The sequence below is a fragment of the Amycolatopsis sp. GM8 genome (assembly GCF_021653975.1).
Classification (GTDB): Bacteria; Actinomycetota; Actinomycetes; order Mycobacteriales; family Pseudonocardiaceae; genus Amycolatopsis_E.
This window is the reverse complement of sequence record NZ_JAJKFK010000003.1, coordinates 713,318-735,526: the sequence shown is the minus strand read 5'-3', so window position 1 is coordinate 735,526 and position 22,209 is coordinate 713,318. Positions and strand designations below refer to the sequence as shown.

Annotated in this window: 19 protein-coding genes; 16 read left to right on the top strand and 3 right to left on the bottom strand. The window is 72.3% G+C overall.

What is annotated here, in order from left to right:
• Nucleotides 1–52: 52 nt before the first annotated feature.
• Genes LOZ83_RS16790 through LOZ83_RS16780 form a run of 3 tightly spaced genes read right to left on the bottom strand, consistent with a single transcriptional unit; the run spans nt 53 to nt 4,911 of the window.
• On the bottom strand, nt 53–2,539 hold the full coding sequence (locus LOZ83_RS16790; protein ID WP_236791677.1) for a DUF3488 and transglutaminase-like domain-containing protein: 2,487 nt from the start codon (nt 2,537–2,539) through the stop codon (nt 53–55).
• Nucleotides 2,536–3,822: a DUF58 domain-containing protein gene (locus LOZ83_RS16785; RefSeq protein WP_236791674.1), complete on the bottom strand. Its 1,287-nt coding sequence runs from the start codon at nt 3,820–3,822 to the stop codon at nt 2,536–2,538. Before LOZ83_RS16785 ends, LOZ83_RS16790 begins: the two co-directional genes overlap by 4 nt.
• 6 nt (nt 3,823–3,828) lie before the next feature.
• On the bottom strand, nt 3,829–4,911 hold the full coding sequence (locus LOZ83_RS16780; RefSeq protein ID WP_236791672.1) for a MoxR family ATPase: 1,083 nt from the start codon (nt 4,909–4,911) through the stop codon (nt 3,829–3,831).
• 239 nt (nt 4,912–5,150) lie between these two features.
• On the opposite strand from LOZ83_RS16780, the gene LOZ83_RS16775 reads away from it, so the two are divergent.
• The 16 genes from LOZ83_RS16775 (at nt 5,151) to LOZ83_RS16700 (ending at nt 22,094) form a co-directional block, all read left to right on the top strand.
• Nucleotides 5,151–5,489 (top strand): hypothetical protein, encoded by a 339-nt coding sequence (locus LOZ83_RS16775; protein ID WP_236791671.1) that lies wholly within the window; start codon nt 5,151–5,153, stop codon nt 5,487–5,489.
• Complete coding sequence (locus LOZ83_RS16770) at nt 5,479–5,967, top strand: DUF3558 family protein (RefSeq protein ID WP_236791669.1); 489 nt, start codon at nt 5,479–5,481, stop codon at nt 5,965–5,967. Before LOZ83_RS16775 ends, LOZ83_RS16770 begins: the two co-directional genes overlap by 11 nt.
• Before the next feature lie 106 nt (nt 5,968–6,073).
• Nucleotides 6,074–6,616, top strand: coding sequence for a PPE domain-containing protein (locus tag LOZ83_RS16765; RefSeq protein ID WP_236791666.1), 543 nt, complete (start codon nt 6,074–6,076; stop codon nt 6,614–6,616).
• Entirely contained in the window at nt 6,613–7,323 is a 711-nt protein-coding gene (locus LOZ83_RS16760) for an ESX secretion-associated protein EspG (RefSeq protein WP_236791664.1), read from the top strand. The genes LOZ83_RS16765 and LOZ83_RS16760 overlap by 4 nt, the downstream gene beginning before the upstream one ends.
• 293 nt (nt 7,324–7,616) lie before the next feature.
• Nucleotides 7,617–8,048, top strand: coding sequence for a division/cell wall cluster transcriptional repressor MraZ (gene mraZ, locus LOZ83_RS16755; RefSeq protein ID WP_236791662.1), 432 nt, complete (start codon nt 7,617–7,619; stop codon nt 8,046–8,048).
• Between the two features lie 181 nt (nt 8,049–8,229).
• On the top strand, nt 8,230–9,186 hold the full coding sequence (gene rsmH, locus LOZ83_RS16750; RefSeq protein WP_236791660.1) for a 16S rRNA (cytosine(1402)-N(4))-methyltransferase RsmH: 957 nt from the start codon (nt 8,230–8,232) through the stop codon (nt 9,184–9,186).
• Nucleotides 9,183–9,929, top strand: coding sequence for a hypothetical protein (locus LOZ83_RS16745; protein WP_236791658.1), 747 nt, complete (start codon nt 9,183–9,185; stop codon nt 9,927–9,929). Before rsmH ends, LOZ83_RS16745 begins: the two co-directional genes overlap by 4 nt.
• On the top strand, nt 9,929–11,830 hold the full coding sequence (locus tag LOZ83_RS16740; protein WP_236791656.1) for a penicillin-binding protein 2: 1,902 nt from the start codon (nt 9,929–9,931) through the stop codon (nt 11,828–11,830). Before LOZ83_RS16745 ends, LOZ83_RS16740 begins: the two co-directional genes overlap by 1 nt.
• 76 nt (nt 11,831–11,906) lie before the next feature.
• The gene (locus LOZ83_RS16735; RefSeq protein ID WP_236791654.1) at nt 11,907–13,484 is read left to right on the top strand and encodes a UDP-N-acetylmuramoyl-L-alanyl-D-glutamate--2,6-diaminopimelate ligase; all 1,578 of its coding nucleotides are present in this window, start codon (nt 11,907–11,909) and stop codon (nt 13,482–13,484) included.
• Nucleotides 13,481–14,932, top strand: coding sequence for a UDP-N-acetylmuramoyl-tripeptide--D-alanyl-D-alanine ligase (gene murF / locus LOZ83_RS16730; RefSeq protein WP_236791652.1), 1,452 nt, complete (start codon nt 13,481–13,483; stop codon nt 14,930–14,932). The genes LOZ83_RS16735 and murF overlap by 4 nt, the downstream gene beginning before the upstream one ends.
• Nucleotides 14,929–15,993, top strand: coding sequence for a phospho-N-acetylmuramoyl-pentapeptide-transferase (gene mraY / locus LOZ83_RS16725; RefSeq protein WP_236791650.1), 1,065 nt, complete (start codon nt 14,929–14,931; stop codon nt 15,991–15,993). The genes murF and mraY overlap by 4 nt, the downstream gene beginning before the upstream one ends.
• Nucleotides 15,994–15,998: 5 nt before the next feature.
• Entirely contained in the window at nt 15,999–17,384 is a 1,386-nt protein-coding gene (gene murD / locus LOZ83_RS16720; protein ID WP_236791648.1) for a UDP-N-acetylmuramoyl-L-alanine--D-glutamate ligase, read from the top strand.
• Nucleotides 17,371–18,804 (top strand): putative lipid II flippase FtsW, encoded by a 1,434-nt coding sequence (ftsW, locus tag LOZ83_RS16715; RefSeq protein ID WP_236791647.1) that lies wholly within the window; start codon nt 17,371–17,373, stop codon nt 18,802–18,804. Before murD ends, ftsW begins: the two co-directional genes overlap by 14 nt.
• Nucleotides 18,801–19,913 carry an undecaprenyldiphospho-muramoylpentapeptide beta-N-acetylglucosaminyltransferase gene (gene murG, locus LOZ83_RS16710; protein WP_308190225.1) on the top strand — a complete coding sequence of 371 codons (1,113 nt, stop codon included), beginning with the start codon at nt 18,801–18,803 and terminating at the stop codon, nt 19,911–19,913. Before ftsW ends, murG begins: the two co-directional genes overlap by 4 nt.
• Nucleotides 19,910–21,304: a UDP-N-acetylmuramate--L-alanine ligase gene (murC, locus tag LOZ83_RS16705; RefSeq protein ID WP_308190224.1), complete on the top strand. Its 1,395-nt coding sequence runs from the start codon at nt 19,910–19,912 to the stop codon at nt 21,302–21,304. Before murG ends, murC begins: the two co-directional genes overlap by 4 nt.
• A 1-nt stretch (nt 21,305) precedes the next feature.
• The gene (locus LOZ83_RS16700; protein ID WP_236791640.1) at nt 21,306–22,094 is read left to right on the top strand and encodes an FtsQ-type POTRA domain-containing protein; all 789 of its coding nucleotides are present in this window, start codon (nt 21,306–21,308) and stop codon (nt 22,092–22,094) included.
• Nucleotides 22,095–22,209 lie beyond the last annotated feature (115 nt).

Here is a 22,209-nt window from a genome sequence, read left to right as displayed (position 1 = left end):
CGAAGACGAAAGCGAGTGCCCGCGCGGGCACTCGCTTTTCGTGTGCTCGTGCTCACCGGCCCCGGCGGCGGAAGATCGACCGCGGGAACAGCCGGCCCCGCCACGACATCGGTGCGTTGCGCCGCAGGCTTTCCCGCACCCCTTCGAACGCCGGCACGAACGTCGGGTCCTGCGCGCCGCCCTCCGGTGCGTACCAGGATCGCTCCACGACACCGACCACGGTCCGCAGGTTGTCCTGACCACTCTGGTCCAGATGCTGCTGCTGCGCGACCTTCTGCGCCGCCGCGCGCACGGTGTCCGACGGCGGGATCGGCATCCCGCGGTCCGCGCACTCGTCGAGCAGCTCGGCCCAGGCCGCGTCGGCCGCGCCCGGCTCGCTCGCCGTGATCGCCCGCCAGCGCCGTCGCCGGTGCACCTCCCGCACGATCGCGGGCGCGAGCACCGCCCCGGCGAGCACCAGCAGGATCAGCGCCAGCGACCAGTGGATCAGCCACGCGCTCAGCAGCACGGCCAAGAGCCACGCCCCGGCCGCGACGAGCGGGAGCCAGCGAACCCGGTCACGCGCGAGCCTCGCCCCGAAGTACGCCCCGGCGGTCAGCACGACCGCCAGCAGCACGAGCACCAGCGCCAGCCAGCCGGTCCAGCCCGGCGCCGACCCCGGAGGCGAGGCCTGCTGGCCGCCGTTCGCGCCGGTGCCGCCGTTCTGCGCGTCCTGCGCACCGCTGGGGGCCACGTGCGTGGTCGAGATGCTCGGCACTTCCTGGGTGTCCGACGCCGACGGGTCGCTCGGCGTGCCGCTCGATTCCAGGTACGGCGGCACGTAGCCGCGCCCGTCGGAACGGGGCGTCGGGTCGAAGCTGACCCAGCCGAGCTCGTCGCCGAAGTAGACCTCGACCCAGGCGTGCGCGTCCTGCGAGGAGATCATGCGGTAGTCGCCGTCGGCATACCCGGTGGTGAAGCCGACCGCCACCCGCGACGGGATGTGCAGCACCCGCAGCATGACCGCCATCGCCGACGCGAACTGCTCGCAGAACCCGCGCTTGCCGTTGAGCAGGAAGTCGGCCAGCGCGTCGGAGTCGGCGGCCGCGGCGGTCTGCGTGTCGTAGGTGAAGCCGTTGGCCGCGGTGAAGTACCGCCAGATCGCGCTCGCCTTGTCGAACATCGTCGGCGCGCCCGCGGTGATCTGCTGGGTCAGCGCCACCACCCGCGGGTCCACGCCGCTGATCTGCGAGTACACCGCCGGGGCCGCCGGGGCGCGGTTGATGGTCTCCAGCTGCGCTTTCGACGGCTCGGTGAGCGAGGCGACCTCGGTGTAGGGCTGCATGTGCTGCTTGCGCTCGCTGAACACCGCGCCGCTGGCCGGGTCGTAGTACCAGCCGGCGTCGACACCTTGCAGGCCGCGCAGCTGGCCGTACACCGGCAGCCACACGTCCACCCAGTTCACCGGCTCGATCTGGATCTGCCGCGACTCGGCGGTGCCGTCGTCACCCGGGGCGGCCGGCAGTGTCTGGTTCGCCGGGTAGCCCGCCGGCATCGGCCCGTCCGGCAGGCTCCAGCCCTGGTTCGGCCGGTAGGTGTCGAGGGTGAACGCGCGCAGCAGGCGCTTGTCGTTGCCGAGACCACGGACCCGGAACAGGTCCACCGCGCTGCCCTGGTCGAGCATGCCGCGCAGCGACGTGAACGGGTTGACGCCGAGCCCGCCGGAGCCAGCGCCCTGCCCGTTGTGGCCGCTGCCGGGCAGCCGCCCGACCGTGCCGACGAACGTGAACGTGGTGCCGGCGACCAGCCCGCACACCAGCGCCAGCACCACGACGACGACCGGCGCGGACGCCGTGGCCGGGGAGGTGCCGAGGCCGGGCGCGTCGCGGTTGCGCCAGCGGCGGTGCCGGTGGTTGCCGTCCACCGCGAGCAGCGCGGCGAACGCGGACGCGCCGAGCAGGAACGTCCACCAGGGCAGCATCGTGTCCGACAGCGACGCCGGGACCGCGTACACGCACAGCAGCACCAGACCGGTCGCGGCCGGCGCGGACGCGGCGACGGCGAGGGTGTCGACGAGCACCGCGACCAGCCCGATCGCGATCGTGACCAGGCACAGGATCGGCGGGGTCGGGTCGACCGGCGGCAGGCCGGTGCGGATCTGGTCGAACGCGGCCACGAGCACGTCGTTCAGCTCGGCGAACGCGGCCGGGCCGGGGATGAGCGCGAGGATGCCGCTGCCGGTGAACACGCCGGTGACCAGCAGTAGGAGCACGACCAGCTGGGCCAGCCCGACCAGCGGGGTGGGGGTGCGGATCGAGCGCAGCGCGAGCCCGGTGCAGGCGACCAGCACGACGGTGACCGCGACGTAGCCGAGCCAGCTGGCGCCACCGACGACCCCGGTCAGCGAGGTCGAGGCGGCAAGCACCGCGACCCCCGCGCCGACCGGTGCGAGCACGCTGCTGCGCCAGGCGGGCGGCGGCCCGGCGTACCGCTTGGTAGGGGTGTGCAGCCGGGGCGGTCCCGGGGGAGCGGTGTCCGGGCGGGGCAGGGTACTGGTCACAGCGGACCGCCGATCAGCGCGCCGCGGCCCGCGCCCGTGCGGCACAGCTCGGTCCACACCTGCGGCATCGGCGTGGCCGGGTCGGCGATCACGACACCCCAGCCCGCGGCGCGCAGCAGCGCGGCCGACTCCTCGGTGGCGGCGGCCCGTTTCTCGGGCACGCTGACCCCGCTCGCGAACGCGGGCGTGTCCAGCAGCACCGCGAGGCTGCGGATGCCGCGCGGCCGGAACCGGGCCAGCTCGTTGACCGCCTCGTTGCTCACGGTGCCCAGGATCGCGATCAGTTCCTGCCCTTCGGCCGGGTCGTGCCCGGTGGTGAGATCCCGCTGGTGCGCGGGCTGCAGCGCGGCCAGCGCGTCCAGGATGACGTTGTCGGCGGTGTTGTTGCTGCCTTCGCCCTCGTAGCCCGGCGTGTCCGCGAGGACCTTGCCGTGCTCGCTGACCAGCCGCACCCGGTGCCCGGCCTTGCGCACGTGCACGCAGACGCTGGCGGCGAAGGAGACGGCCCATTCCAGGCTGGCCGCGGGCCCGGTGCCGTGGTGCGCGGTCGCGCGGTGGTCCAGCAACACCGTCGTACCGCCGCGCCACGGGCGCTCCTCGACCCGGACCATGATCTCGTCGCGGCGGGCCGTCGAGCGCCAGTGCACCTTGCGCAGGTCGTCGCCCTGGCGGTAGTGCCGCACGATCACGTCGGCCTCGCCCTGCCCGGCGTGCAGCCGGACGCTGCCGTCGTCGCCCGCGCCGATCCCGGCGCCGCTCGGCAGGCCCCACAGGGTCACCACGCGCGGCACCACGACGAGCCGGGTGTGCCCGATCAGCTCGCGGTCGAACTCGCACAGCCCGAACGGGTCGGTCAGGGTCGCCCGCAGCGGGCCGACCTGCTGGATGCCGCGCAGCATCGGCTGGATCGGGTAGCGCAGCGCGACGACCCGCCCGTGCGGCAGCCGTTCGACCACGAACCGCGGCCGCGCACCCAGCGCGTACGGCACGCCGTCCTCCAGCAGCACCTCGCCGCCGGGGAGCTTTCCGTTGCGCCACAAGGCAAGTTCGACCTCACTGGCCGACCCGGCGGAGACCCGGTCGGGCAGCATCCGCCGCGCGGCGCCGATCCGCACCCGCGACGCCGCGATGAACACCGCCACCACGAGCGGCAGGGCTACCGTGAACACCGCGACCCGCAGCAGGTCGCGCTCGTTGAGCACCACCGCGCACACCGCCGCCGCGATCCCGGCGGCGAGCAGGCAGCGGCCTCGCGTGGTCAGCCCCGACAGCGACCGCAGCATCGCCGGCTACCGGCGGGTCTGGCCGTTGAGCGCGGGCCCGCCCTGTGGCACCGGGACCCGGTGCAGCACCGAGCGCACCACGTCGGTGGCCGAACGGCGGGCGGCGTGTGCCTCGGTGGTCAGCACGAGCCGGTGCGCGAGCACCGGGATCGCCACCGCGTGCAGGTCGTCGGGCACCACGAAGTCCCGGCCCGACAGCGCCGCCTGCGCGCGGGCGGCGCGCACGAACTGCAGCGTCGAGCGCGGGGACGCGCCGAGCCGGATCTCCGGCACCTGGCGGGTCGCGGCGACGACGTCCACGGCGTAGCGGCGCACCTCGGGGGCCATGTGCACCCCGCGCACCTGGCGGATCAGCCGCATCACGGTGGCCGCGTCCGACACCGGCTCCAGTTCCCGCAGCGGGTTGTGCCCCGAGTGCTCGTCGACCATGGCGAGCTCGGCCTGCTGGTCGGGGTAGCCGATCGAGACGCGCGCGGTGAACCGGTCGCGCTGCGCCTCGGGCAGGGCGTAGGTGCCCTCCATCTCGATCGGGTTCTGCGTCGCGATGACCATGAACGGGTCGTCGAGGGTGTAGGTCGTGGTGTCGACCGTGACCTGCTGCTCCTCCATGCACTCCAGCAGCGCCGACTGCGTCTTCGGTGAGGCGCGGTTGATCTCGTCACCGACCACGATGTTCGCGAACACCGGCCCGGGCCGGAACTCGAACTCGCCGGACTGCCGGTTGTAGATCGACACCCCGGTCACGTCGCTCGGCAGCAGGTCCGGCGTGAACTGGATGCGGCTCACCGTGCAGTCGATGGACCGCGCGAGCGCCTTGGCCAGCGAGGTCTTGCCGACCCCCGGCACGTCCTCGACGAGGAGGTGGCCCTCGGCGAGCAGCGTGACGAGCGCGATGCGCACCACTTCGGGCTTGCCGACGATCACCCGTTCGACATTCGACGCGATCCGCCGCATCGTGTCGTTCAGTTCGTCGAGCGGCGCGTGCCCGTTGTGGGCGGGCGCCGCCGACGGGTGGTACGGCGCTTGTCCCGGCGGCCCCTGCTCGCCGGTGTACTCGCCAGGCGTCGCGGGCTGTGTCCTCGACGTCACTCGACCTCCTGGTGCTGAAGCTGTCGCGTGCTCGGACCGGACCGAGTCCGGGCGCCCCCGGTGACTGGTGGCGCGGCAGCGTCTCCTCGGCGGATACCCACTGATATCCAGCCTGCCACCAAGTGTGTCAAACCTACGCCAACCCCGTGAGCCAGCCCTCAATTTCGCTGGTGATGGGTTTTCGCCGGGGTACCCCTTATGCTTGCGGTGAGGATTCAGCCGGTCACGGAAAGGCGCGGATGGGCGAGACGCAGGTGCACCTGGGCGCGTTCGCGGTGTCCCCGGAGCTCGCGACGGCCACGTTCGCGCAGCTGACCCAGTTGCAGGATGTCGTCGGCGAGATGGTGCGGGAGGCCCGCGTGCTGGGCCGGACGGTGCCGCTCGGCGGTGGTTACGCCGCGGAGATCGGCGAGTTCATGGCGCGGTACGGGATCGACGGTCCCGGTTCGGCCGCCGAGCAGCTGACCCGGTTCGGCCGTGAGCTGGACAAACTCAAGGGCGACATCGCGAAGGCGCTGAAGCAGTACCAGGACTCCGACGACTCGGCGGCCGGCGGCGTCGACTGCCATGGCGGCTAGGGCACTGGCCGGCCCGGCGCTCGCGGCCGGTCTGCTCCTGGCCGGGTGCGGTGCCCAGGTGGCCGCGCCGCCCGCGCCCGCCCCGGAACCGAAGACCGGACTCGCCGCGCTCGCCCCCTGCGATCTGCTGTCCTCGCCTGACCGGTCGGACGCCGGGCTGACCTCGCTGGGCAAGGACAAGGTCATCGGCCCGGCGCGGGCCTGCGACTGGACCGTGTCGGGCCTGTTCGGCCTGACCGTCACCCTCGACGACACCGCCGCGGTCACGGACCTGAAGACCGACGGCGGGAAAGCGCTTACCGTCGGGCGCCGCGAAGCGACCCGCGTGCCCGGTGACGGGTCGTGCGCCGTGCTGCTGCCGGCCGGCGCGAAGGCGAGCGTGCAGGTCGACGTGACCAACGCGAGCTTCCGCGACACGAATCTCGCTTGCCGGCGTGCCGTCACCGTGGCGCAGCTGATCGAACCGAAGCTGCCGTAGGGGGTGTCTTGACAAGCGGCGGAGCCGCTTGCGGTGGGCCGTCAGCTGGCGCCGCCACCCGCACCACTACGCAAACCAGTTTCAACCAATCTCTTGGGGAGTGGCCGTGGGAGTTCCGGAACCGGTGCGCGGGTACGAGTCCCGCACGCACGAGGAGATGGCGGCGGAAGTGGCCGCGGGCAACGATCCCGCCGCGGCCGGCCAGGTCGGGCAGCAGTGGGCCGGGCTCGGCGCGCGGTTGCGTGAGTCGATGGAGCTGCTCTCGTCCATGGCGGACCGCAGCCAGGAGGGCTGGCAGGGGCCGGGCGGCGATGCCGTGCGCGCGGCGCTCGGCCGGGTGTCGGCGTGGTCGGAGCAGGCGGCCGGGGCGTCGTTCGCGCTCGCGGACGCGGTGACCGACCAGGCCGGGATCGCCGCGCGGGCGCGGGCCGAGATGCCGCCGCCGGTGCCGTACGACCCGGTGGCGATGATCCGCGAGACGGCGGGGAACGTGCTCGGGCTGATCGGCCTGTCCGACGCGATGGCAGCGCGGCGCGAGCAGTCCGAGGCGGCCCGGCTCAAGGCGATCGACGTGATGAACGCGCGGGATTCCGCTCTGCGGGCCGCGGTGCCGGCGCGGTCGTTCGAGGCGCTGCCGGAGCTGTCTTGATCCGCGTTTCGGCTTCGGCGTTCGACATCCTGTGGCAGGACCTGGGGCACGCCCGGGTGCCGGTGCCGCTGGACGTGCGCGGTGTCGGCGGGACGGCGGCGGAGCGTGCCGAAATCCGCGAGGCGGTGTACGAGAACCTCGCCGAACGAGGGCTCGCCACGGCGGGCCGGGCCGGTTCCACGCTGAGCTCGCGGCTGGAAACGCTGGCCGACGCCGACGTGTACGTCGAATGCGAGGCGCTGGTGTCGCTCGATGACGAGACGCCGTTGCGGGCGGTGGCCGCGGCGGGCGGCAGGCGCGCGGTGCTGGCCGCGCAGCCGAGCCGGACCATCGGCCTGTCGGCGATCCGCGACGCCGAGCTGTTCCCGGCGATCGTGGGATTACTGCCGCCGTTCGACGCCGGCCCGGGGTTCGGGGTGAGCGTGCCGTCGTCCGCGCTCGAGGGCAAAGCTTCGGACGCGGTCGCGAAACAGCTCGCGGAGATCCGCGCGATCCAGGCGCGGCCGGTGCTGGGTGCCGGGCAGTTTTCGGTACGGGTGCGCGAAAACGGCCGGGTCCGGCGGGTCGGCGGGGTCAGCTGGTTCACCACCGGCGCCGGCGCGTACTGCGGGATGGTCGCGCCGGGCCGCGGCGGCGAGGACTGGCTGACGCTGATCCCGGCCGATCCAGCCCGGCTCGCCGCGCGGCTGGCCGAACTCCTCGACTGAGCCCCACTCGGCCCCCCACTCCCCACCACGCTCCACCCGGCTCCCCACTTCGCCCCCCGAACGCCCCGGATGACCCTGCCGGGCTAGCTCGGGGCGCGTCTTCTACCCCCGATGCGGGGGAGGGGCGGGCGCCGTCCCCCACCTTTCCCCCACTCGGCACCACCAGGTCTCACCTGCGCAAACTCGGCGACATTCGCTCAGAAGGGGCGTCAGAAGCCGTTGACTGTGGAGAAAAGTGGGGTACCGTGGTGCACAGTGGGGCGGAAGGGAGTCCCCGTGGGAGGTGGGGCCCGGTGTTCCTCGGTACCCACACTCCGAAACTGGACGACAAGGGGCGGCTCACGCTGCCCGCGAAGTTCCGCGACGCGCTGGCAGGTGGGCTGATGGTCACCAAGGGACAAGACCACTGTCTTTACGTCTTCCCGCGCGCCGAGTTCGAGCAGATGGCCCGCAAGGTGGCCGAAGCGCCGTTCACCAACGAAGCGGTCCGCGCCTACCAGCGTTATCTGTTCGCCGGGACGGATGAGCAACGCCCGGACGGGCAGGGGCGCGTCGCGATCGCGCCCGAGCTCCGGCGCTACGCCGGGCTCGAGAAGGACTGTGTGGTGATCGGCGCGATCACCAGGCTGGAGATCTGGGACGCCCAGGCCTGGGAGACCTATCTGGAAGAGCACGAGGACAGCTACGCCAAGGCGCAGGAAGAGGTTCTGCCGGGCGTGTTCTAGACGTGGCGGTGAGCCGGTACCCACGCCGTCGGGGGGCGTGGGACCCGGCAGGACGACCTGGACTCGGATGCCGTGAGGCCTCTGTCCGCTCAGTGGCCCTGGTGCACCTTCCCCGGCACCAGGTTCTCAGCGGGCGGGCGGGGACCTGACGGCATCCGTTTTCTCTTGGGGCGAAAGGGGGGTGATCGTGGCCGAACATGTGCCGGTACTGCTGGAGCGGGTGCTCGACCTGTTCGCTCCCGCCATCACCGGGCGTCCCGCGGTGCTCATCGACGCGACCGTGGGTCTCGGCGGCCATTCCGACGCCCTGCTGTCCGCGCACCCGCGACTGCGGCTGATCGCGCTGGACCGGGACCCGGACGCGCTCGAGCGGTCCCGGGAAAGGCTTGCCCGCCATGGGGATCGGGTCGAGCTGGTGCACGCGGTGTACGACCGGCTGCCGGATGTCCTCGCCGATCTTGGCCTGTCCACAGTGGACGGTGTGCTGTTCGACCTCGGTGTCTCGTCGATGCAGCTCGACCGGACCGACCGCGGGTTCGCCTACGCCCGCGACGCGCCGCTCGACATGCGGATGGACCCGACCACCGGACCGACCGCGGCCGACGTGCTGAACACCTATCCGCCCGGCGAGCTGGTGCGCATCCTGCGTGACTACGGCGAGGAGCGGTTCGCCCAGCGGATCGTCAAAGCCGTTGTGGCGGAACGGGAACGCGAGCCCTTCGACCGCAGCGACCGGCTGGTGCGGCTGCTCTACGACGCCGTGCCGGCGGCCAGCAGGCGGACCGGCGGGCATCCGGCGAAGCGCACCTTCCAGGCGCTGCGGATCGAGGTCAACGGTGAGCTGGCGGTCCTGCGCGACGCGATCCCGGCCGCGCTGAAAGCGCTCTCGGTCGGCGGCCGGATCGTCGTGGAGTCCTACCAGTCGCTGGAGGACCGGATCGTCAAGCAGGCCTTCGCCGAGCTGGCGAAGTCCCGCACGCCACCGGGGCTGCCGGTCGAGCTCCCCGGGCACGGACCGGAACTGAAACTGCTGACCCGAGGGGCCGAGAAGGCCGGCGAGACCGAGATCGAGCACAACCCGCGGGCCGCTTCGGTGCGGCTCCGCGCGGCGGAACGGATACAGGAGGCGGCGGCATGACAGCGCCCACCCGGACCCGGCGGAAGCCCCCGGTCGAAGACCCGTCGCAGACCGGCACGGTGACCAGGGAGGCCACCCGCACCGAGCGGCGGCACACCCGCGCCGGCCAGCAGCGCAGCACCGCGGCCGAGCGGGCGTACGCGCGCCGCGCACAACGCGCGGAAGAGGTGCGCCGCGACGAAACCGGGCCGCGGCCCGAGCCGCGCAAGCTTCGCCTGCACTGGCCCCGGTCGCGGGCTTCGTTCGTGCTGATCGTGATGACGCTGCTCGCCGCCGGGGTGGCCACCACGCTGCTGCTCTCGACGCAGGCGATCGCCGACTCCTACCGGCTGGAGCAGATCCGGCAGGAGAACGCGGGCCTCGCCGAGCAGTCCGAGCTGCTGCAGCAGGGGGTGACCAAGGCGGAGGCGGCGTCCTCGCTCGCCGACCGGGCCAAGGCGCTGGGCATGGTGCCCGCCGGTGACCCGGCGCACCTGGTGCAGAACCCGGACGGCTCGATCACCGTCGTCGGGCAGCCGAAGAAGGCCGTCCAGGCGCCGCCGCCGCCCGCCCCGACGACCCCGGCATCGACGCCGCCGCCCGCCGCGCCGCCCGCGGCCCAGAACCCGCCGGCGACGCCGAATCCGACGACACCGAACCCGACGACGCAGGCTCCGCCGACCGGCCAGAACACCGCGCCGATCGAGGGGGATGTGGCCCAGGGCGACGAGCAGCAACCGCCGGTGCAGGCGGGAGGCCAGTAATGGCGGGCCGCGGCCGGCCCCGCCGCACCTACACCGCCCGCGTCCGGCAGGTCGCGGGGCGGCCGGGTGCGGCCACCGGCAAGGGACGCTACGTCGCGGTCCGGATCGCGCTGGTCGGGGTGCTCGTCGTGGCCGCGCTGAAACTGGTGCAGGTACAGGGTTTCCAGGCGGAGGCGCTGTCCGCGAAGGCGGAGAGCCAGCGCACCACGACGATGACCATCCCGGCGAAGCGGGGTGCGATCGAGGACCGCAACGGCGTCAAGCTCGCGTTCAGCGTGGAAACGCGCGCGCTGTCGGTGAACCTGAAGATCATGCGCCGGACGTGGACGGACTACGCGCAGAAGAACCCGGCGCTGGGCCAGAACTTCGACACCCGCGCGGCCGCGGCCGCGAAGTTCATCGCCGCGAAGCTGCCGGGCAAGGTCACCGAGGCCGAGATGCTCGCCGACTTCCACAAGCCGCAGGACTTCACCTACCTGGTGAAGGACGTGGAACCGTCCGTTTCGGACGAGATCACCAAGCAGTTCCCGGAGATCGGCAGCGAGCAGCAGGCGGCGCGCGAGTACCCGGGCAACACGCTGGCGTCCAATGTGGTCGGTCTGGCGAACTGGCGCACCGACGATCCCGATGTGTCCAAGCACAACTTGCACGGCCTCGCCGGGCTCGAGATGACCAGGGACGCGGACCTCGCGGGCAAGCCGGGGGAGTACGTCGCCGATACCGCGCAGGGCAACAACAATGTGATCATCCCCGGTACCGAGCGTGACGTGCAGCCGGCGACCGCGGGCAACGACCTGGTGCTGACGCTGGACTCCGACGTGCAGTACGCGTTGCAGAGCCAGCTTTCGGACTATGTCCAGCAGTCGCACGCCAAGGGCGGCAGCGCGGTCATCATGGACGCGAAGACGGGGGAGATCTACGGCCTCGCCGACGACCGGACGTTCGACCCGAACGACCCGTCGACCTTCGCCGATCCGACGTTGATGAACCTGCAGGCGGTGACGACCCCGTACGAACCGGGTTCGGTGAACAAGATCATCACCGCGACCGCGGCGATCGACACCGGCGTGACGACTCCGCAGGCGGTGAACCAGGTTCCCGGCTCGCTGAAGATCGCCGACCACACGGTGCACGACGCGTGGACACACGGGACGGTGCAGTACACCACGACGGGGATCTTCGCGAAGTCGTCGAACATCGGCACGCTATTGCTGGCGCAACAGGTCGGCCCGGACCGGTACCTGGACTACCTGAGCAAGTTCGGCATCGGGCAGCCGACGGGCATCGGCCTGCCGGGCGAGAGCCGCGGGTTCGTGCCGCCGCGCAACACGTGGACGGGCACCACGTTCGGCAACCTGCCGATCGGGCAAGGGCTTTCGATGACCGTGGTGCAGATGGCCGGGATGTACCAGGCGATCGCCAACAACGGGCTGCGCGTGCAGCCGCGCATCGTGAAGAGTGAGGTCCGGCCGGACGGCACCGTGGTGCCGGAGCCCGCGCCGAAGACCGAGCGGGTGGTCAGCCCGCAGACGGCGACGACCGTGCGGGACATGCTGCGCGCGGTCACCCAGACCGGGAAGAACGGTAACAGCGGCACGGCGCCGACCGCCTCGCTGGAGGGGTACCAGATCTCCGGCAAGACGGGCACCGCGCAGCAGGTCAACCCGGTGACGAAGGCCTACAGCGATTCGCTGTACAACATCACGTTCGCCGGCATGCTGCCCGCCGACAACCCGCGGTTCGTGGTCGGTATCTGGCTCAACGCCCCGGACACGACGCTGCCCGCCGGCCACTCGGCGGCCCCGCTGTTCCACGATCTCGCGTCGTATCTCACGCAGCGGTACCAGATCCCGCTCTCCCCGGAGCCGACGCCTTACATGCCCTTGCAGATCAACCAATGAGCCTGCGGGCCCCGATCCCGGCGGAATCCGTACCGGCTCGCGGGAGTGGACCATCGCGTCGGTAACCTTCCGGCCTGTGTCGGTCAACAATGAAGGGCAGGTCCCGGACAGCCCGGTCAAGGCGGCGATCGCGCCGCCGCGGCCCGAGCGGATCGAGCCGGTTCCCGTCGCCACACTGGCCGCCCGCGCCGACGCCCGGGTGATCGGGCAGGACGAGACGGCGGTCGCCGGCGCCACGCTGCGCGCCCAGCACGTCATCCCGGGCGACCTCTTCGCGGCGCTGCCCGGCGCCCGCGCGCACGGCGCGGACTTCGCCGCCGAGGCGCTCGCCGCGGGCGCCGCCGCCGTGCTGACGGACGAGGCCGGTGCCGAGCGCCCAGCACTGCGCGATGCCGAGGTGCCCGTGCTGGTGCACAACGATCCCCGCGCGGTCCTCGGTTCGGTCGCCGCGTGGATCTACGGCGAGCCGTCGCTCGAACTGGCCGTGCTCGGCGTCACCGGGACCTCCGGCAAGACCACGACGGCCTACCTCGTCGAAGCCGGGCTGCGTGCTGCCGGCCGCACCACCGGGCTCATCGGCACGGTCGAGACCCGGATCGCGGGCGAGCGGCTGGCGAGCGCGTTCACCACCCCGGAGGCACCGGATCTGCAGGCGCTGTTCGCGGTGATGGTCGAGCGGGGCGTCACGCACGTGCCGATGGAGGTCTCCAGCCACGCGCTCGCCCTCGGCCGGGTCAACGGCACCCGGTTCGCCGTCGGCGCGTTCACCAACCTCTCCCAGGACCACCTGGACTTCCACCGCGACATGGAGGAGTACTTCGCCGCCAAGTCGCTGCTGTTCGACGGGCGCTCCAGCACCGAGGTCATCGTCATCGACACCGCGTGGGGCCAGGCACTGGTCAAGCCGCACACGATCACCGTGTCGACCCAGCAGGGCGTCGAGGCCGCCTGGACCGCCGCCGACGTCGAGACCACACCGACCGGCAAGCAGTCCTTCACGCTGCACGGACCCGAAGGCCGCGCCGCCCGCGCGACACTGCCGCTGCCGGGTGCCTTCAACATCGCCAACGCGCTGCTCGCGGCCGCGATCCTGGACACCACCGGCGTCGCACTCGACGAGATCGTCAAGGGCCTCGCCGACGTCGAGGTGCCGGGCCGGATGGAGCGCGTCTACCTCGGGCAGGAGTTCGCCGCCGTCGTCGACTACGCGCACAAGCCCGCGGCCGTCGCCGAGGCGCTGGACGCCCTGCGGGCCCGCACCGACAACCGCGTCATCACCGTGCTCGGCTGTGGCGGCGACCGCGACACCGGCAAGCGCCCGATGATGGGCGAGGCCGCCGCGCGCCGCAGCGAGGTGCTCATCGTGACCGACGACAACCCCCGCTCGGAGGACCCGGCGCTGATCCGCGCGGCGATGCTCACCGGGGCGCGCGCCGCCCGCGCCGGCGGCCGGGTGCTGGAGATCGGGGACCGCCGCGCCGCCATCGGTAAGGCCGTCGAACTGGCCGAGCCCGGCGACGTGGTGCTGATCGCGGGGAAGGGGCACGAAACCGGCCAGGAGGCCGGCGGCGTCGTGCATCCCTTCTCCGACCGTGACGAGCTGGCGGCCGCCATCCGCCACCGGCTCGAGGGACAACCAGGAGTATCCGTTTGATCTCGCTCAGCCTGGCGGAGATCGCCAGCATCGTCGGCGGGACGGTGCACGACAGTGACGGCAGCGCGAAAGTCACCGGCAGCGTCGAGTTCGACTCCCGCAAGGTCGGGCCCGGTGGGCTTTTCCTTGCCCTGCCAGGGGAAAAGGTCGACGGCCACACGTTCGCCGGGAAGGCGGCGCAGGCCGGGGCTGCCGGTGTGCTCGCCGCGCGGCCGGTCGGCGTGCCCGCGGTGGTCGTGCCGCCGGTCGGCGACGGGGCGCACGAGCGGTCGTACGTGCTGGCCGGGGACACCGACGGGTCCGGCGCCGCCGTGCTCGCGGCGCTCGGCAAGCTCGCGCACTACGTCGTGACGCACCTGAAGGACCTGACCGTCGTCGGCGTCACCGGCTCGTCCGGCAAGACGTCCACCAAGGACCTCATCGCGCAGCTGCTGGAGCCGCTGGGCCCGACGGTCGCGCCGCCCGGGTCCTTCAACAACGAGCTCGGCCACCCGTGGACGGTGCTGCGCGCCGACGAGCACACCCGGCACCTGGTGCTGGAGATGTCCGCACGCGGCCGCGGTCACATCGCCGAGCTGGCCGCGACCGCGCCACCGCGGATCGGCGTCGTGCTCAACGTCGGCTCCGCGCACGCCAGCGAGTTCGGCTCGCGGGAAGCGACCGCGCAGGCGAAGGGCGAGCTGGTCGAGGCGCTGCCCGAAGACGGGGTTGCCGTGCTGAACCTGGACGACCCGCTGGTCGCCGCGATGGCGAGCCGTACCAAGGCGCGCGTGGTGTACGTGGGGGAGCATCCCGACGCCGACATCCGCGCCGAGGACATCACGCTGGACGAGCAGGCGCGCCCGTCGTTCCGGTTGATCACCCCGCGGGGCGAAGCGAACGTCACGCTGGCGCTGCACGGTGAACACCATGTGGGCAACGCGCTTTCCGCCGCCGCGGTCGCGCTCGAACTCGGGTCCGATGTGGCCGCGATCGCCGCCCGTCTGTCCACTGTGGAGCGTCGCTCGGCGCGCCGGATGGAGGTCGTCACCCGCGCCGACGGGGTCACGATCCTCAACGACGCCTACAACGCCAACCCCGAATCCGTCCGCGCGGCACTCAAGACGCTCGCCTCGATGAGCCGCGGCCGGCGATCTTGGGCGGTCCTCGGTGTGATGGGCGAACTGGGTGCCGATAGCGTGTCCGCGCACGACGAGATCGGCCGCCTCGCGGTCCGGCTCAACATCAGCAGGCTGGTGGCCGTCGGAGACGAGGCCGCGGCCATGCACCAGGGAGCCAGTCACGAGGGCTCCTGGGGAGAGGAGTCCGTTCTGGTGCCCGACACCGACGCGGCTACGGCGCTGCTGCGCGCGGAGCTCGAACCCGGTGACGTCGTACTCGTCAAGGCCTCCAACTACACCCAGCTGTGGCGGGTGGCGGACGCGCTGCTCGAGGATGGTGTCGCTTGATCAGCATTCTGGTCGCCGCGGGGATCGGCCTCCTGGTCTCCATTCTACTCACGCCGTACCTGATCCGGGTGTTCTCCCGGCGCGGGTTCGGCCAGGAGATCCGGGAGGAGGGCCCGCAGGGGCACAAGTCCAAGCGCGGCACCCCGACCATGGGCGGGGTCGCGATCATCACCGCGACCGTCGCCGGCTACTTCCTCGCCCACCTGATCAACTGGCAGCTGCCGTCGGTTTCCGGCCTGCTGGTGCTGTTCCTGGCCGTGGGGCTGGGTGTCGTCGGTTTCCTCGACGACTTCATCAAGATCCGCAAGCAGCGGAACCTCGGGCTGAACAAGACCGCGAAGCTCGTCGGGCAGCTGATCGTCGCCGTCGCGTTCGGCGTGCTGGTGCTCAACTTCGCCGACAAGTACGGCCTCACACCCGCGTCGCGGCATCTGTCCTACGTGCGTGACCTGGCGCTGATCACGTTCCCGTCGATCCTGTTCGTGGTGTTCGTCTACATCGTGGTGTCCGGCTGGTCCAACGCGGTCAACTTCACCGACGGCCTGGACGGGCTCGCCGGCGGGGTCTCGGCGATGGTGCTCGCGACGTACGTGGTGATCGCGTTCTGGCAGGAGCGGCTCTCCTGCGTGAACAGCCCGCAGGCCGCCTGTTACGACGTGCGTGATCCGTTGGACCTGGCGGTGGTCGCGGCGGCCGCGGCGGGGGCGTGTATCGGCTTCCTGTGGTGGAACGCCGCACCGGCCAAGATCTTCATGGGCGACACCGGTTCGCTCGCACTCGGCGGGCTGGTCGCGGGGCTGTCCATCACCACCCGTACCGAGCTGCTGGCCATCGTGATCGGCGGCCTGTTCATGGTCGAGATGATCTCGGTGGTGCTGCAGATCGCGGTCTTCCGCACAACCCGGCGGCGGCTGTTCCGGATGGCACCGTTCCACCACCACTTCGAACTCGCGGGCTGGGCGGAAACCACGGTCATCATCCGGTTCTGGTTACTGGCCGCGATCTGCTGCATGTTCGGGCTCGGCCTGTTCTACTCCGAGCAGCTGGGCGCGGGAGGCTAGTACCCGTGTTCGCCGGACGTCACGTGCTCGTCGCCGGCGCCGGGGTCACCGGGCGTTCGGCGGTACCCGCGCTGTTGGAGCTGGGCGCGCGCGTCACCGTCACCGACGGCAACGTCGCCCGGCTCGCCGAGCTGGCGGGCCTGGGCGCCGAGCTGGTGCCCGGGCTCACCGAGCCGCCCGTGGGCGTCGATCTCGTGGTGACCAGCCCCGGCTGGCGTCCTACCTCGCCGCTGCTGGTCGCGGCGGCCGGCGCCGGGGTCGAGGTCATCGGCGACGTCGAGCTGGCCTGGCGGATCGGGCAGCGGCGGGAGAAGCCGCCCGTGTGGCTCGCGGTCACCGGCACCAACGGCAAGACCACCACCGTCGGCATGCTGGAGTCGATCCTGCGCGCGGCCGGGCTCAATGCCGTCGCCTGCGGGAACGTCGGGTTCGCCGTGCTGGACGCGGTCAACGCCGGGTACGACGTGCTGGCCGTTGAGCTGTCCAGCTTCCAGCTGCACTGGTCGAACACCCTCGCCCCGCGGGCCGCCGTGGTGCTCAACGTCGCCGAGGACCACCTCGACTGGCACGGCTCGATCGAGGCGTACGCGGCCGACAAGGGCAAGCTCCTCGGACACGCGGAAGTCGTGGTGCACAACGCCGACGACCCGTGGTCGCCCCGGCTGGCCGAGGCGAACGAGCGGGCGCGCCACATCGGCTTCCGGTTGGACACGCCGCGCCCCGGCGAGCTGGGCCTGGTCGAGGACCTGCTGGTCGACCGGGCCTATGTCGAGGACCCGGTGAACAGCGCGGAGGAGCTGTGCGCGGTCGCCGACGTGCGCCCCGCCGGTCCGCACAACCTCGCCAACGCGCTCGCCGCCGCCGCGCTCGCTCGCGCACACGGCGTCGGCCCGGACGCCGTCGCCAAGGGACTGCGCGAGTTCCAGCCCGGTGCGCACCGGTCGGTGGAGGTCGGCGAGCTGGACGGCGTCCGCTACATCAATGACTCCAAGGCCACCAACCCGCACGCCGCCGCCGGATCGCTGCTCGCCCATCCCGATGTCGTGTGGATCGCGGGCGGGCTGCTCAAAGGCGCGCACGTGGACGACCTGGTCGTCGCGGTGGCGGACCGGTTGCGGGGCGCGGTGCTGCTCGGCACCGATTCCGGGGTGATCGCCGCCGCTCTCGCGCGACACGCGCCGAATGTCCCCGTCCGGCAGGTGCCGCCGGGTGACGATGAGCCCATGAACGCGGCGGTTGAGGCGGCCCGGGTGCTGGCACGTCCAGGTGACGTCGTGCTGCTGGCACCGGCCGCGGCATCGATGGACCAGTTCCGGGACTACGCGCACCGCGGCGACGCGTTCGCAGACGCCGTGCGTGGACTCCGGGACGGCGCGGATGACCGCGGTTGAGGAGAAGCCCGAGGCAGGTGAGCACAGACCGCGGCGCAAGCAGCGAGGCGACAGCAGGCTCGGGTCGGTCTACACCGCGCTGACGGCCTGGCTTTCCCGGCCGCTCGCGGACTTCCACCTGGTGCTCGCGCTGACCGGGCTGCTGACCTCGATCGGCGTCGTGATGGTGCTGTCGGCGTCCTCGGTCGCCTCCGTCGACCCGGCCACCGGCTCGGGCGTGTACTCGCTGTTCAAGAAGCACCTGGTGTTCGTGGCCAGCGGCATGCTGGTGTTCTGGCTGGGCCTGTGGCTGCCGCTCAAGCGCACCCGCGCGCTGTCGTCGGTGGCCGTGCTGATCTGCCTCGGCATGCTCGCGCTGGTGCTGACCCCGCTGGGCTCGGCGGGCGGCGGCGCGCAACGCTGGTTCGTGATCGGCGGGTTCTCGGTGCAGCCGGTCGAGTTCACCAAGGTCGTGCTGGCCCTGTGGGGCGCGCACGTGCTGGTCACCAAGTACCAGCTGCTGCACCAGTGGCGGCACCTGCTGGTCCCGGTCGTACCGGTCGCGCTGCTGATGTTCGCGCTGGTGCTGGCGCAGCCCAACCTGTCCGGCACGATCACCCTCGGCGTGGTGCTGGCGTCGCTGCTGTGGTTCGCCGGCGCGCCGAAACGGCTCTTCGCGGTGCTGCTCGGGGGCGGTATCGCCGCGGTCGTGGTGCTCGCGCTGACCGCCAGCTACCGGGCCTCGCGCGTGCTCTCGTTCCTCTCGCCCGCCAACGACACCAGCGGCGCCGCTTATCAAGCCACACAAGCGAAGTACGCGCTCGCGGACGGCGGGCTGTTCGGCAAGGGGCTCGGCCAGGGACCGTCGAAATGGGCGTACCTGCCCAACGTGCAGAACGACTTCATCTTCGCGGTGATCGGCGAGGAGCTGGGTTTCATCGGCTGTGTCGTGGTGATCGGCCTGTTCGTCGGGCTCGCGATCGTCGGCCTGCGCATCGCGACCCGCAACCTCGACCCGTGGATCCGGATCGTGGCCGGCACGCTGACCGTGTTCACCGTGTCCCAGGCCGGGATCAACATCGGCTACGTGGTCGGGCTGCTGCCGGTCACCGGGGTCACGCTGCCGCTGATCTCCGCCGGTGGCACGTCGATCTGGGTCACCATGTTCCTGATGGGCCTGCTGGCGAACGCGGCCCGGCACGAACCCGAGTCGGTCGCCGCACTGCGCACGCAGGGACCGGGTAAATTCGGGCGTCTCCTGCGGTTGCCCGCGCCCGAGGTCTACCGCCCGCCGGCGAAGCGGCGCGGCGGTGGGCGCGCGAGCGCGTCCCGCGGGGCCCGGCCGTCCGCCCGCCGGACCCGCTCCGCCCAGCCGGCGGAGCGCCGGCGCCAGGGCCGGGCAGACTACGGTAGACGTTCGACGCGAAGAGGAACCACGTGACTGAAGGCGTTACCGGCGCGGTCACCGGACCGGCCCCCACCGTCGTGGTGGCGGGCGGCGGCACCGCCGGACACATCGAGCCCGCCATGGCGCTCGCCGACGCGGTGAAGCGCCTTCGCCCCGACGCGACCGTGGTCGCGCTGGGCACCCCCAAAGGCCTGGAGAACGAGCTCATCCCGCCGCGCGGCTACCAGCTGGAGCTGATCCCGCCGGTGCCGCTGCCCCGCAAGCCGACCACCGACCTGCTGCGGCTGCCGCTGAAGGTGCGGGACTCGGTCCGGCAGGCCCGCGAGATCTTCGACCGGGTCGGCGCGGATGTCGTGGTCGGCTTCGGCGGCTACGTGTCGCTGCCGGCGTACCTGGCCGCGCGCGGGCGCGTGCCGATCGTTGTGCACGAGGCCAACCAGTCGCCGGGGCTGGCGAACCGCGTCGGTGCCCGCTTCGCCAAGCGGGTGGCCGTCGCCGTGCCGGACACGCCGCTGCCGAAGGCCGAGGTGATCGGGATCCCGCTGCGGCGTTCGATCACCTCCCTCGATCGCGCCGCGCTGCGCGCCGAGGCCCGCAAGCATTTCGACCTCGACCCGGACGCGCCGACCCTGCTGGTGTTCGGCGGCTCGCAGGGTGCCCGCTCGATCAACAACGCGGTGTCCGGCGCGGCGAAGGAGCTGGCGGACGCGGGCATCGGCGTGCTGCACGCGCACGGACCCAAGAACACCCTTGTGGTGCAGGAGTTTCCGGGCCGCCCGCCGTACGTGCCGGTGCCGTACCTGGAGCGGATGGACCTCGCGTACGCGGCGGCGGACATGGTGCTGTGCCGGTCCGGCGCGATGACCGCGGCCGAGGTGTCCGCGGTCGGCCTGCCCGCGGTGTTCGTACCGCTGCCGATCGGCAACGGCGAGCAGACCACGAACGCGCGCCCGGCCGTCGACGCGGGCGCGGCGCTGCTGGTGGAGGACGCGAACCTGAACCCGGCGAAGGTGGCCGAACTGGTCATCCCGCGCCTGACCGACGCGGACCGGCTGGCGAAGATGAGCGCGGCCGCGGTCGGCATGGGCCACCGCGAGGCCGACGAGGTGCTGGCGAAGATCGTGCTGGAGGCGGCGAAGTGAGTGTCCCCGGCCAGTTGGAGCGCGCGCACCTGATCGGTATCGGCGGGGCGGGCATGAGCGGTATCGCCCGGATCCTGCTGGCCCGCGGCGGGCAGGTGTCCGGCTCCGACGCCAAGGATTCGCGCGCGTTCCTGACCCTGCGGGCCCAGGGCGCGCGCATCGAAGTGGGCCAGCGCCCCGAGAACCTGACCGACCCGACGGCCGTCGTGGTCTCGACCGCGATCAAGGACACCAACCCGGAGCTGGCCGCGGCCCGCGAACGCGGGATCCCGGTGCTGCACCGGGCACAGGCGCTCGCGTTGCTGATGGACGGGCACCGCGTCGCGTGCATCGCGGGCACGCACGGCAAGACGTCGACCACCTCGATGCTCACCGTCGCGCTACAGCACTGCCGGCTCGACCCGTCGTTCGCGATCGGCGGCGACCTCAACGAGTCCGGCGCGAACGCGCACCACGGTGAGGGCGGCATCTTCGTCGCCGAGGCCGACGAGAGCGACGGGTCGTTCCTGACCTACTCGCCGTCCGTCGCCGTCGTGACCAACGTCGAACCGGACCATCTCGACCACCACGGCACGCCCGAGGCGTACGTGGCGGTGTTCACGGAGTTCGCCGGGCGGATCCAGCCCGGCGGGCTGCTGATCGTGTGCGGCGACGACGCGGGCGCGGACGCGCTCGGCGACCGGGCCGCCGCGGACGGGGTTCGCGTGCAGCGCTACGGCCGCACCGTCACCGGCGCCCGCGACGCGCGCGTGCTGGAGTACCGCGCGACCGAAACCGGTGGTGCGGTGCGGATCGAGCTGGACGGCGAGCAGCTCACCGTGCCGGTCGCGGTGCCGGGCGAGCACATGGGGCTCAACGCCGTCGCCGCGCTGCTGGCCGGGATCGAGCTGGGCGCGCCGGTCGATGGCCTCGCCGAGGGGCTGGCCGCGTTCGGCGGGGTGCGGCGGCGGTTCGAGTTCAAGGGCCGCGCCGGGGACGTCCGGGTCTACGACGACTACGCCCACCACCCTACCGAGGTCGCCGCGCAGCTGCGGGCCGTGCGGCACGCGGCCGGCAACGGGCGCGTGGTCGTGCTGTTCCAGCCGCACCTGTACTCGCGGACGAAGCTGTTCTCCACCGAGTTCGCGGAGGCGCTGTCGCTGGCCGACGAGGTCGTCGTGCTCGACGTGTACGGCGCGCGCGAAGAGCCGGAGCCGGGCGTCACCGGCGCGCTGATCGCGGACCGGATCTCCGGCGCCGGGGTGCACTACGAGCCGGCGTTCGACCGCGTCGTGCCGCTGGCCGCCGACCTGGTCAAGCCCGGGGACCTGCTGGTCACCATGGGCGCCGGGGACGTCACCCAGCTCGGCCCGGAGATCCTCGCCGAACTAGACCGGCGCGCGGGAGCCTGAGGTGGTCACCCGGCAGCGGGAGGAGCGGCGCCGGCCGTCGGCCCGGCGGAACACCCCGGTGCGCAGCCACCGGGGCCGCCGCCCGTTGACCGCGCGCACCCGCACCGGGACCGGGCTCAGCCGGCGCCGTGGCGCGCGCCGCCGGTGGATCGCGCTGCTCAGCGTGCTGACCGTGCTCACGCTGGTGTACCTGGTGTTCTTCACGTCGTTCCTCGGCGTGCGTTCGGTCGAGATCGAGGGCGCGGCGGCGGTGCCGGCGGACCAGATCCGCGCCGCCGCCGAGGTACCCGACCGCAAGCCGATGATGCTCATCGACACCGGCGAGATCGCCGCCCGGGTCATGCGGCTGCCCGGGGTGGCGTCGGTGGACGTCTCGCGCTCGTGGCCGTCCACTCTCGACATCACCGTGACCGAACGCACGCCCATCGCGTTCTTCACCGGGCCTGGCGGGGTACACCTCGTCGACAGCACGGGCCTGGACTACAAGACGGTGCAGAACAAGCCGGACAAGCTGCCCGAGCTGAGCCTCGCGCACGTCGCCCCGGACGACGCGGCGACCCGGTCGGTGACCGCCGTGCTGGCGTCGCTGCCGCAGTCACTCAAGGACCAGGTCACCGCGGTGCGCGCGAAGACCCCCGGCGGCGTCGAGTTCACCCTGGCGAACGGCAAGATCGTGCGCTGGGGGAGCGCGGACGAACCGGACCGCAAGATGAAGGTGCTGTCCGTGCTGATGACCCGCGACGGCAAGATCTACGACGTGGCGAGCCCCGAGCTGCCCACGGTTTCCTGACCCGCCCGTCGCGCGACTGTCCACTGTGGCCTGGTGCCGCCGAATCCCTTGCGGTCACCCGGGGGACGCCTTGACGGGGGAGTCCGGGCGCGCGAAAGTGTTGTGGCGAAAAAGC